8 protein-coding genes are annotated in these 12,380 nt (G+C 42.2%); 1 reads left to right on the plus strand and 7 read right to left on the minus strand.

Annotated elements, in window-relative coordinates; translation table 11 throughout:
* Positions 1–278 precede the first annotated feature (278 nt).
* Positions 279–518 carry a helix-turn-helix domain-containing protein gene (locus M595_RS08220; protein WP_023065664.1) on the minus strand — a complete coding sequence of 80 codons (240 nt, stop codon included), beginning with the start codon at positions 516–518 and terminating at the stop codon, positions 279–281.
* Between the two features lie 149 nt (positions 519–667).
* Here M595_RS08220 and M595_RS08225 point away from each other — a divergent pair, with 149 nt between their 5' ends.
* The gene (locus M595_RS08225) at positions 668–3,772 is read left to right on the plus strand and encodes an N-6 DNA methylase (protein WP_023065720.1); all 3,105 of its coding nucleotides are present in this window, start codon (positions 668–670) and stop codon (positions 3,770–3,772) included.
* Here M595_RS08225 and M595_RS08230 read toward each other — a convergent pair.
* The 6 genes from M595_RS08230 to M595_RS08255 all read right to left on the minus strand — a co-directional run bounded on the left by M595_RS08230 (position 3,747) and on the right by M595_RS08255 (position 12,373).
* Positions 3,747–4,097 carry a hypothetical protein gene (locus M595_RS08230; protein ID WP_040483792.1) on the minus strand — a complete coding sequence of 117 codons (351 nt, stop codon included), beginning with the start codon at positions 4,095–4,097 and terminating at the stop codon, positions 3,747–3,749. The genes M595_RS08225 and M595_RS08230 overlap by 26 nt on opposite strands.
* A 563-nt stretch (positions 4,098–4,660) precedes the next feature.
* Positions 4,661–4,909 carry a hypothetical protein gene (locus M595_RS08235; protein ID WP_040483793.1) on the minus strand — a complete coding sequence of 83 codons (249 nt, stop codon included), beginning with the start codon at positions 4,907–4,909 and terminating at the stop codon, positions 4,661–4,663.
* Positions 4,910–5,237: 328 nt separating this feature from the next.
* Positions 5,238–5,903, minus strand: a complete 666-nt coding sequence (locus M595_RS08240) for a GUN4 domain-containing protein (RefSeq protein ID WP_023065711.1) — start codon at positions 5,901–5,903, stop codon at positions 5,238–5,240.
* A gap of 36 nt (positions 5,904–5,939) precedes the next feature.
* The gene (locus tag M595_RS08245) at positions 5,940–9,287 is read right to left on the minus strand and encodes an efflux RND transporter permease subunit (protein ID WP_040483794.1); all 3,348 of its coding nucleotides are present in this window, start codon (positions 9,285–9,287) and stop codon (positions 5,940–5,942) included.
* Between the two features lie 380 nt (positions 9,288–9,667).
* Entirely contained in the window at positions 9,668–11,269 is a 1,602-nt protein-coding gene (locus tag M595_RS08250) for an efflux RND transporter periplasmic adaptor subunit (RefSeq protein WP_023065690.1), read from the minus strand.
* A 426-nt stretch (positions 11,270–11,695) separates the two neighbouring features.
* Positions 11,696–12,373: a hypothetical protein gene (locus tag M595_RS08255; protein ID WP_023065734.1), complete on the minus strand. Its 678-nt coding sequence runs from the start codon at positions 12,371–12,373 to the stop codon at positions 11,696–11,698.
* Positions 12,374–12,380: the final 7 nt, after the last annotated feature.

A 12,380-nucleotide genomic window follows, 5' to 3' on the forward strand; every position in this document is an offset into this window, starting at 1 on the left:
TAGAGTCTCAAGCTTGTTAAACAGATGATTAAGAGAGCGGGGGAATTCGTTTGTTGGGGTATTGATAGAGAAGCTGCTATGAAGTGCCATGCTTACTTGGCGTAAATATAAGGTTCCTGCTATCAAGTGCAGCCTGTTGCTGAAACTACTTCTATATATAGTTTTCAGCCTATGAATTACTCTCCTCTCTTTTACAAAAATTTGGGACTAATTAATAAGTTTTCCAAATATATGACAGCTTCTCTAGCATTACGCCAACAAATAATAAGTTCTATTTCTCATTTATCAAACCCGATATCTAAATCAACACCCAAAACTATCTCAATCTTACGGATCATCTCCTCTGTCGCAGGTGCTCTCAAGTCTTCAGCCTCCAGTTGATACCAGTAAGCACGACTAATGCCAGCCTCGCGACAAATTTGGACAAGTGGTCGTTTATCCTTCTCCCTCACCTGTTTGATTCGCTTCCCTAAGCCTGGAAACTCTTTCACAACTTCTATTACACGCTTAACTTGCACTGTTACTATAGACTCAAATTTACAAATTTATTTAGATCCCCATTTTAAAGTAAATTGTCTACAGACAGTTGACATATGTCTGTAGACAGTAGACAATATAGATACGAAATTTACTCTGCGGTTGGTCTTTGTCTAGATTGTGTATATCTATGCCAATTCAAAAACAGCTTGAAATCCCTTTAGAAATAACAACGTCCTCACAGCCTGAAGTGCTTGATTTGAGAAACATTCGTCTATTAGTCACCCGTCTCCACGATCTTCTCCGCGATAATGACAGCCAAAGCAATATCATTAATCGTTTAGACGAAATTATTAAGCTGATTTTTTCTAAAGTTATATTTGACAAAGCTCAGAATCATAAACTCTCTAAACTATTTTCGTCTGCTGAAGTTCCAGTGAATTCTAACGCTATTAGAAGCTACTATAAGGAGCTTGCACATCAGTATAGTAGTTTAATTCCGAAACGTTTTAGAGAGCTTTCCTGTTCTGATGATGCGATTATAAAATGTATTGCTACTCTTCAGTCATTAAATTTTGCATCTACAAGATTCGATGTAACAGGATTAGCATATGAAGAAGTTATTCGTAATACCTTCAACAAAGGAGATCATCAGCAATTTTTTACACCGCCTCACATTGTTGATTTCATTATTTCTGCCTGTAAACCCTATATTAAAGGAGATATATGTGATCCCGCATCAGGAACAGGAGGTTTCCTTGCTAGTATTGTAAAACATAAAATTAACTATTCATCTTTAACTAGCATTGAAATAGATGAACGTTTATCTTGGATTTCAGGAATTAATATGCTTCTTCACGAAGCTGATAACTTTCATACATTTTTTATTCCTAACGGTGGGACATTAAGTAATGAAGCAAATCAATTATTTTCATCTTTTGATACGATAATAACCAATCCACCATTTGGGAGCGACTTCGCCGATTCAGAAACTTTAGATACGTTCAAATTAGGTTCAGGTAGAACAGCTCGAAGACGTGGTATTCTTTTCATCGAACGTTGTCATGCACTGTTACGTGAAAGGGGTGTGCTTGCAATTATTTTAGACGAAGGTGTTTTAAACCTATCTCATGCAACTGATGTTAGAAAATTTATTAGTAGAAATTTTAATTTGGAAGCTGTAATTAACTTGCCTGAAACAACTTTTATGCCATATGCAACAGTAAATAGTTCTATTTTAATAATGTCTAAAAAAGCTGATAATATCAGTAATCCAAATATTTTCTTTGCTAAAGCAGATAAAGTTGGTCGTAAAACAAACGGTGATGAAGATATCAACTACGACGAACGAGGTAAAAGCCACCTTAATAGTGATCTTCCCCTAATATTAAAAGCTTGGCAAAGATATTGTAAATATGGGAAGGTTGAAACATCAGAGAATATCTACATCACAGATATTTACTCTAATCTATCTTATCAAGATAATGACTACAGAATAGACTTCCAGTTTCATCATCCATCTAGAATTGACAGTCAGAAGCTTATCAGTAACTGTATCTATCCTTTGAAGCGGCTGGACGAAATATGCATAGAGAGAAATATTTCAGTTACTCCACATAAAGAACTTGCTGGTGAAGTTATTTGCTACACTAGCCTGACAAATATAGAAGCTAATACTGGACGATATGAACAAGTTTCCACTCTTGCTGATTCATTAAAAAGCGCGGTAAAAATGTATTATCCTGGTGATATTATTTTTGCTAAAATGCGTCCTAATTTAAGAAAAGTTGTATTAGCGAGTTTTCCTGAACCAGGTTTCGTATCGTCTGAATGCTCTGTTTTCACTATCAAAAAGGAGCTTGATGGCTCACCTGTAGTTGATCCTCTTATATTGAGCGTTTTACTTAGATCTGACTTTGTTTATGGACAAATTCGGCATTTAGTAGCAGGGATCGGTCGTCCTAGAGTAAAGTCAAAAGACCTACGTCAAGTTATGATTCCACTACCATCCAAAGATATTCAAGAGCAAATTCATTATCAGTATTTAAGTCAACGTCAAAAAGTTGATGATATCAACTCAGAAATCAAAAGCTTATTGACTCATTCTCAACTGATGCTAACATCATCTGTTCAAGAGGTGGTTTCTTCTTTTAGTGGGCATCAACGATTACAAATAACTAATAAAAGAAGAAAAGAAATGATGTTTGATCCTACAATTTTAAAGGCTTTTCTTAAAGGAGAGTTTAATCCGATAGATACATTATCATGGTTAGCTGAGTCTTTCCTTCCGGAAATTGTCAAAACACTCAATAAAACAGATGTTCGACGTAAACTTGGCATCTATTCTGGTGAAAAAATTCCAGAAAACGAAAGAAATTTAACCGATACACGCAATCGCGTTAGTTTAATTATCGAGTATGAGTTAGCACGGATAGCAAATTCTATTCTTGAGAATCTTGAGATTAAAGATATTTTTTGGACATACGTTGTTGCTAATCGTTTTCCTGATCTAGAGGTTCGTACAACTTCAGGTCATAAAGGTCTTCGAGTTGAAGTTAAGTGTCTTCAGTCAATTTCGGAAGAAAAATCTGCTAATTTTGACACCCTGAGAAAAGATATTCATCCTAAAACAGACTTTGTAGTTATTTTTGCTTGGGATTGGAAAAACGATCCTGAAAATATTAATTGGGATCGAGCATCTTTTGTTTACCAAGTATATGTTTTTCACGCATCATCACTAGCTTTATTGCGTGATTGGTATTGGTTGAACTGTCCTCCTAAAGATTTAGGCAACGGATTGCAGGGATTTGATCTTAGATACGCAGTGAACTGTAAAGAAGGCAAATACAATGAAGAAGAAGGTAACTACGGAAAGCTTCTAAGGATTTGGCAGCAAGACTTTGAATATGAACCACTTATGACAGATTTGCTTCGCCGTACTGTCTCTGATTATCTGACTTTTAAAAATGAAGTAGTTCGACTAGGTTTTGATAGATTAGCATATTCATTTCTTCCAAAGCTATCTGGATATCCTGAAATTACACCTGTTTTGTTCAAAGATAAGCAAATCGGTTGGCAATCAGGTGATACTCTTTTTTTGTTAAATTCTATTGCACCTAAGCCATCAAAGCAAAAAGTGCTTCTTCGAGAGTTAGGTATCAACAAAGTTTTTCGATTTTCAGACAAATATCACTGGAGTGAGCTTAGGTATGAGCAAGGGACGTTAAAAAAGAAACGATCGGGAAAAAAACCAAAGCATTTAATTCCCATCAATCTGGATCAAGCCGAAAATTAACAACAGACTGACAGAACTGAAATGCCCAGTCACTAAACTCTAATCCAGAACAATGATTGATTAGAAGTATTGTCTGCTCAATAGGTAATACTTCAATGGGTATCTTCTCAAAGTTGTATAATTGGCACTGGTCACGATCAAGAGAACGAAAATGAAAAAAGTACCCACCTCTGTCAGGATGTCCATCAAGGCTTCGAACACAGATACTAACTCCTTTTGGATGATTTTTCAAAATTTCTGAAATTTGGCTTACTGAAACTGGAGTATCAGTATCTATTTTGACTAAATCAGGAAAAGGAAGCCCCTCGAACTTTTTCTTCGCCATTTTGAATTATCTTTACAATAGCTCCTAGACGAGTAGATTGTATCTGATCAAAGGAACCGTTCACTCCCCCCCCCAAAAAAAGCGATTGGGCGAAGCCCAGTGCGCTACCGCGTCAATCGCATTATGAGGAGCAAAACTAGCATTGCTGACACCAGGGGCAATCTAGATAATTTTGCAGCTTTCAATGTTTGAGCAGGTCTTGACGACAATTAAGCTAAAACTACTGAAACCTTTGCTCTGTAAAGATTGTAGCTATTGACTCCTAATGCGTGTCCCCTCCGAATTTTGCAGGAACTACCTAGAAGCTGCAATATCTTCTCGACTGCAAAGCATCAGTTTTCACTTTCTGAAAGCCTTACACAGTAGCAGTTTCCAGATAGATTGCCCCTGATGACAGCCTCGCTAGTTCTAGCCCTTGTTTGGCAAATTCTTCCGCTTTCATTCCCGGATAGTTTGATAAATTTATAAACTTAAATTGATGAGTCAATACAATGTCTGATTTTGTATCTCTTTGTGTAGGATTGTATAGTAATAAGTTGATCAATAAACTGAGGTATTATGCTTTATTCTTCGTTCTCCTCGGGTTTGAGTTGACGAACGGTCTCCAAAACTGAACCGACGGCAAACCCCATCGCGGTTCCCGCCATTGCATATTGACTCGGTGCTTTTGAGCGAGAATAACCCACATCATTGATGCTAATCTGATTACAACATTGATACCGATCCTGGTGTAGCTTAGAGACAGCCAACCCAAATACAGAGCCAAGCATCGCCATGATAATCCCCGAAAAGAGGATGAGCCTCGTATTCATCGTATTTTCCCCCTAAGCTGACTCATATCTACATTTTTTGTTTAGTCTCTATATCCGTTTTAGCAAACCGTGGAGACATTACAAACATTGTTTTACGAAAATTAAAATAATTTTCAATAATCTCTCCCCCGTTGTTGAGGTAAAAATTAAGAGATCATGATCAGCGTGCAAGGATAATCAATAGAAATTCAATCAAAATCCACCTCAACACCACCGAAAATAATTACTCAAATTAAAAAGAAATTAAGCCAAAATAAAAGAAACGAGTAATAGCAAAATCGTCACAGCAAACAGGATATGATTAATCCAATCATCCGGAGACCAATCTTTAAACATTTTCAATGTCCTCTGCAATCAGTTGAACATCAGAAGTAACATCACACTGCATCAGTCGTGCCAGAAAATAAACCGCCATCTTCGCCCCATACGCTGAACGCCACCAGTTAGAGGGATGACAGCCCAACGGCGCCGATGAACTAAAATCCAAGCGATCGTAATCTAACCATTTATTATTATCCCGCCATCCCAGGCGATCGCCAACTTTTTCTAAAACCTTCAAATCAATATTAGAAATATCATCAGTTCCCCCTTCACTGACATAAATTTGTTGTTGTCGGCTAAACCCAAAATGATCATGACTATAAGTCCGCCAAAGTTGATCCAACAAGCATAAACTACTACAAGGAAACTTAATCACATCATCCGGCGTAATATTATCGTGATTACTCTGTCCGATAATTTCTAACATCACTCTAGTCGTTTCGATATCCGCTTCCTTCCACTGTTGCGCCGCCAACAAGTCTCGCAATTTCCCGTAACGGTAGACATCACTCAACAACAACGCCATACGACTCAACTGTTCCTCCAACTGTTCAACGCGCTGCGACAAGCTAAAAAGAGTTAACGCTGTCGAGTCATCCGAGTTAGAGACTGAAAGGCTGTCAGCTTGGGAAGCCTCAGCAGAATTACCTTGAACACGTTCTTCATCCGTCATAGCATTCGTTGATTTACTCCTAAGTGAATAGTAAACCTAAACCCCTTCTCCAGTGGGATCAGGAGACTGATGATTGATTCGTAAAGCCTCATCAGGACTCAACATTTCTTCTGTAGAAGATTCAGAATTACCACTCTGACGGCGCTTTCTAGACTTGAATAACCCCCCTAAACCCGAAGAATCATCATCACCATCACCATCGGTTTTATCCGGTTTTTCCCCTTTCAACAGACCCGCCTCCAAACTTTTCACCGCAATAAAGAGATTTGGCGTAATCAACAAACTTAACACCGTCCCCACCAACATCCCGCCAAAAATAGCCGTTCCCAACGACCAGCGGCTCGAAGCGCCCGCACCCGACGCCACCACCAACGGCCAAAACCCGATCAGCGAAGAAATCGCCGTCATTTGGATGGGTCGAAACCGCTGTTCTGCCGCTTGGGTCGCCGCTTTTTTAATGCTCAACCCTTTGTCGCGCAGTTGGTTGGCAAACTCCACAATCAAAATTGAGTTTTTAGACGCCAAACCGATCAGCATCACCAGCGCCACCTGACAGTAAACGTCATTCGTGACTCCAGGCCACAAGCCCCCCGCCATCAAAACGTTAGAGCGGAACCAGACCGCAGATAACGCTCCCAACACCGCCAACGGCACAGACAGAATAATAATCAGGGGATCAATGTAGCTTTCGTACTGCGCCGACAGCACCAAAAACACCATCACCAACCCTAATCCAAAGATAATCGGTGCCGCTCCCCCAGAAGATTTTTCTTCCAAAGCACTCCCCTGCCACGCATACCCAAAACCGGGGTCAAGCACTTCTGCTGCTGCCTGTTCCATCGCGGCGATCGCCTGTCCGCTACTATAACCCGGAGCCGGATTTCCTTGAATCAGCATTGAACGGAAAATATTAAAACGGGTAATCGTTTCCGGGCCGACAAAATCCGTAATTTTAATCAAACTACTCAACGGAATCATCTCATCATTGCGGGAGCGAACATAAAGTTTATCAAGATCATTAGGAGCCGCCCGGGCATCAGCTTCAGCTTGGATATAAACCCGATACTGTCGCTGTCCGAGAACGAAGTCACTCACATAGGCCGAACCAATATAGGTTTGCAACGTTCGGAAAATATCGCTAACATTGACATTCAGCACATTAGCGCGATCGCGAAGCACTTCAATTTGTTTTTGAGCCTTATTTGCCGTAAATTGACTAAAAGCCGCACCCACAGCCGGATACTGAGCCGAGTTCACCGCCTCCATTAAACGATTACCATTTTCTAGCAACGCTGAAATCGGCAAATTCCCGGTGCGGTCTTGCAGTTGAAACTCAAAACCCCCCGTACTGCTCAACCCCGGTACAGGCGCGGCGTTCACCGCAAATGCTCTCACAGAGGGGACAGTTTGCAAAGCTCCGTTTACCCGACGCAGCACCCCGTAAGCCGACTGATCGGGGGTCGGGCGTTCTGACCAAGGTTTAAGCGGTACAAACATAATCCCCTGACTGGGGTTAATCCCAGTAAAACCAAACCCAGCGACTCCAAAGGTTCCCTCCACCTCGGGAGATTCCAAAACGCGATCGGTAATTTCGTCGATCGCCTCTGCGGTGTAGTTGAGAGAAACCCCATCTGGAGATTGAATCAGAATCAGAAAATAGCCCTGGTCTTCTTCTGGGACAAATCCCCCCGGCACCCACTGGTACATCAAAAAGGTGAGAACCAAACCCCCCACAAAAATTCCCATCACCAGGGTATTGATTTTGATCAGAAAATTCACCAGTTTGGCATATTTATTTTGCAACCAACCAAACCCCTGATTAAACTTTCTAAACAGCCATCCAAGCGGCCCTTTCGTTTCATCTTTCGGACGCAACAGCAGCGCCGCCATACTGGGTGAAAACGTCAAAGCATTAAAGGTCGAACAGGCAACCGCAAAAGCAATTGTCAAGGCAAATTGTTTAAAGATAATTCCCGTTGTTCCCGGAAAGAAAGACACCGGAATAAATACCGCCATCAACACCAAAGAAGTAGCAATCGTTGCCCCTGTCAGTTCGCTCATCGCGTCCAGGGCGGCTTGACGGGGTTTCATCCCCTGTTCAATTTTCAGAGAAACCGCCTCAACAATCACGATTGCATCATCAACCACCAAACCCGTTGCTAGGGTACTGGCAAAAAGCGTCAGAGTATTAAGTTCAAATCCCATGATTTTTAACCCCGCCATTGCCCCAATTAACGCCACCGGAATCGCCACCGCCGGAATTAATGTAGTGCGCCAGTCTTGCAAGAAAATAAAAATGACTAAAATCACCAAACCAATTGCTTGGGTGAGGGTGACAACCACTTCTTCTAAAGAAGCCGAAATAAATAACGTAGTGTCGTAGGCAATTTCATAATTTAATCCTGGCGGAAAACCCTGACTCAACTCCGCCATAGTTGATTTGATCTCATTGGCAACTTCGAGGGCATTACTTCCGGGAAGTTGATAAATCCCCAACCCCACCGTCGGCTGACCTTTAAAGGTTGCAGTGGTACTGTAAGTCTCAGCACCCAGTTCAGCCCGGCCCACATCCCGCAGTTGCACCAGCGTCCCATCATCCCCAACTTTCAGCACCAAATCTTCAAACTGATCGACTGTTAAACGGCTTGTTGCCTGTAGGGGAATTTCAAATAGCTGACCTTCTGGGGCTGGATTCTGACCCAGCGTTCCCGCACCCACCTGAATATTTTGTTGCTGTAGTGCCGACGCCACATCTTGAGCCACCAATCCCCGGGCGGTCATCCGTTGGGGATCGAGCCAAATTCGCATCGCATACTGCCGTTCCCCAAAAATCGTGACATCACCCACCCCCGAAACTCGTTTAAGTTGGTCTACGATGTTGAGATCGACGTAGTTACTCATAAAGATATCGTCGTAGAGATATCTGCCGTTATCGTTGGTATCGGAGTAAAAGGCAATCACCAGCAGAATACTCGGCGAAGAAGCGCTCACCGATATCCCCGTTTGTCGAACTGCTTCCGGTAGGGTAGGTTCGGCTTGGGCAACCCGGTTTTGAACGTTGACCTGAGCGATATCTCGATCCACATCTACGGGGAAAGCAACAGAAACATTAGAAACGCCGTTATTTCCGGTATTGGAGGAGATGAATCTCATATCCTCTACCCCGTTAATTTCCCGTTCTAAAATCGTCGTGACCGTCGTTTCAGTGGTTTGAGCGTCTGCCCCAGTATTAACCGCAGTCACATTAATTTGGGTGTTTGCGAGTTGGGGTAACTGAGTAATCGGCAGCAAAGGAATACAGATAGCTCCCAACAAAATAATAATAATCGTGCAAACCGTTGTCAGAACGGGTCTTTTAATAAATGTGCTAACGAATAACAACATAAAAATCAGCAGGAATAGATGAGTTTAGGGTTGGGAGTACCGATTGTTAACGAGAGTCGGACTCTATTTTAAACTTCTTTTTTAAGATACTGGTATTTGAACGTCTTGATGTTTTCGAGTACAAACTAGGTTAAAAAAATTAATCTTTTTTATAACAAAAGAATTGATGTACTATAATTGCCTTCCAGTTTATCAGACTCCTTACCTTTTGATTGATTCAATCAACTGAGCGATTGACTAAAATTCCATACCGTTTGAGTTTTGTGAAAGCATCCTCCTTTCGGGTGAATTTCTATTAGCTCAACTCATGATTGGAGATCAGGGTAAGGTCAGCGACACAACGCCCCCACTCTCAATTACTCCGAAACTGATCCGGCTTCCTATTGTTGATTTGGCTCCGCAACAGGTGTACCATCACGCAGTTTAATCACCCCTTCGGTGACAATGCGATCGCCTGCTTTTAACCCCGATAACACTTCAAAGCCTTGACCCTGCATACTCCCCAACTCCACAGGTCTTTGCTTGGCAATCTGCATTTGCTGACCGTCTTGATTTTCTTCTTCAACCACAAACACAAAGCTTTGAGCGCCCATGCGGTTAATTGCCGTTGTCGGTACTGTAATTCCCGCAAGTTGTTCCCAAATCACTCTCGCTCGCACAATTTGGTCAGTTCGCAGTTTGTTATCTTGGTTGTTGTAAATCGCTTTAACTAAAATCGTTTGAGTTGCTGTTCCCGCACTGGGAGAAACATAGGAAATCCTACTTGTACCAATCTGTTGACCTGTTTCTTGAGAGATCAGTTCAACCGGAGTCCCGACTCTAATTTGAGATAATCGTCCTACAGGCACATCAATATTCACTTCTAATTGATCATTTTGTCGAATACTGGTAATCGTCGTTTGACTATCAACAAAATCCCCCACTTTCACAGGCAGATTACCCACAATTCCCGAAATTGGAGCTTCTACACTATAGTAGTCGAGTTGCACCTGTTGGGCCGTCGCATCCGCTTGAGCCTGTTGAATTTCCCGTCCCAAGCGATTAATTTCAGATTGTTGAGCATCTATCACCTTTTGCTGACTCTCAATTTGAGCATTAAGAGTCGCAACTTGGCGTTCAAACGCTTGTCCGGCACTCTCAACCCTCGCCCGAGCCGCTTCGATCCGGCTTTGCTGAGTGCTAATCTGAGCTTGTAAGGTACTAATCTGGCGTTCGAGATCCTGTTGAGCGGCTACAACTTGCGCTTGTGCAGATCGTATGGCATCTTCTTGTTGAGCAAGGCTTGCTTCGGCTTCTCGAATCTCGCGCAACCGTTGATCATAGGATTCTGAAGAAACAACCCCTTCTTGCCACAGCTTCTCATATCTCTGAAAGGCTCTGTCCCGTTCTTCTTTAACGACAGCCCGACGATCTCGCTCCCGACGGGCGGCTTCGAGTTGTTGTTCGGCATCTCTCAATTGGGCTTCTTCTGAAATAAACTCCAGTTCCCGTTCCAGGCGTTGCTTTTCTTGCCTTTCGGCTTCCAGGGTTTGTTCTGCGTCTCTCAAATTGGCTTCTTGGGATTGAAAGCTCAACTCCGCTTGCAATCGCCTTAATTCGGCCCGTTGAGAGTCGAGGTTGGCTTTGGCACTTTCGAGTTGGGCGCGTCTGGATTCGACCACGGCCAACCGGCTTTCCAAGTTTGCCTGCTGTTGGGACGGATCAATCAACATCAGCGGATCTCCGGTTGACACCTGATCGCCTAATCTCACATACACTTGTTTCACCCAACCACTTACCCGAGGTTGAAGGATAGAGTTTTCCACCCCTTCGACACGAGCAACAAACTCGGTGCTATTTCTAACTTGACTCGATTCCACTCGGTCAATTTCTACAACGACGGGTGGAGGTGCCGCAGCTTGAGGTTGTTCCGCACAAGAACTCAGCAGTAGAGTCCCCAGTAACAGAAGTAAGGATTTGTTCGAGTATCTTTTGCTATCCATTTCTTAAATGTTTCCATTGAGGTTAATCAGTTTTATTTAAAAATGTGTGCGGCTGACTGATAAACAGAGATGACTTGAAACTAGAATACAGCCAGCTCGTTTTCAATGAGCAATGAGCTTCCCCATTCACTTGTAAAGTGGTGAAGCTTACAACTCTTAGCCATCTTTCGACCTCCTGAGCAGAGGTATTGCTGAGGCTTGAAAAGTTAGAAAATTAAACGATATAGTCTAGTATAGAAAAATTTATCTTAAACCGAAGCAACAATTTACGCAACGACTGAAGACATGAAAAACTAATATTGTGAGCAATTTTGATCTAAAATCGAAAAAAAAATCAGGGTATTGATGGCAAGATCCCCGGATCTTGCCATCAATCATCTGTGGTCAATCTTTAAGTCTTTGAGATCAGATTGATCGGGTCAGAGGTCAGGTTTGGGGTTGTTGTTGATTGGTTTCCGTTTCACTCGGAGTCGCACTCAAAGGCGATCGTACACACAGATAGAATAAAGGCCCTAGCAAGGGAAGTAAAGCCACCCCCCAAAAGAGAAAAGAATTATTCATTTTCCGTCGCGCCATATCATCCCAGAGTAAAGCCGGAAACACCAGACCGAGCAGACAAAAATCTAAACTCATCACATGAATAAAGCGACTCGTTTGCCATTGTTGTAGAAAGTCTGACCAATCTCCACCGTTTAAACCGTAGCCCATCAGCGTAACTGCGCCGATTGTTAAAAGAATACCTGTAATTCGAGAATCGAATAATTTTAAAACAAAATTTAGAGAACCCGAATAATTGGGGTTGGGTTGACGGAAAACCAGATAAGGTAATATTGCAAACGCCCCCACCGCAAAAGAAGCCATTGCAAACGGCCAAGCCAGTATTTTTTGACCTTGACCATCAAAAAACAATAAACTGCTATAAATCAGCGGCCAAATTCCCATTAAATTAAAAAGAGCAACGATCAGAGGATTGATTCCCTGCCAGTTGCCCGTTGACAAATCTTTAATCAAAACTAAGGTATCGGGCTGATCGGGTGGCGCCAAGGTAAAGGCGTAGGTAACAAACCCGATCCACAAAAATCCAAAGAAGACTTTCCTGAACATAAATGCA

This window comes from Lyngbya aestuarii BL J (assembly GCF_000478195.2).
Classification (GTDB): Bacteria; Cyanobacteriota; Cyanobacteriia; order Cyanobacteriales; family Microcoleaceae; genus Capilliphycus; species Capilliphycus aestuarii.

Coding starts and splice junctions, on each gene's coding strand:
- M595_RS08245 (WP_040483794.1), bottom strand. CDS start 9,287: ATGTTGTTATTCGTTAGCACATTTATTAAAAGACCCGTTCTGACAACG.
- M595_RS08255 (WP_023065734.1), bottom strand. CDS start 12,373: ATGTTCAGGAAAGTCTTCTTTGGATTTTTGTGGATCGGGTTTGTTACC.
- M595_RS08240 (WP_023065711.1), bottom strand. CDS start 5,903: ATGACGGATGAAGAACGTGTTCAAGGTAATTCTGCTGAGGCTTCCCAA.
- M595_RS08250 (WP_023065690.1), bottom strand. CDS start 11,269: ATGGATAGCAAAAGATACTCGAACAAATCCTTACTTCTGTTACTGGGG.
- M595_RS08235 (WP_040483793.1), bottom strand. CDS start 4,909: ATGAATACGAGGCTCATCCTCTTTTCGGGGATTATCATGGCGATGCTT.
- M595_RS08225 (WP_023065720.1), top strand. CDS start 668: ATGCCAATTCAAAAACAGCTTGAAATCCCTTTAGAAATAACAACGTCC.
- M595_RS08230 (WP_040483792.1), bottom strand. CDS start 4,097: ATGGCGAAGAAAAAGTTCGAGGGGCTTCCTTTTCCTGATTTAGTCAAA.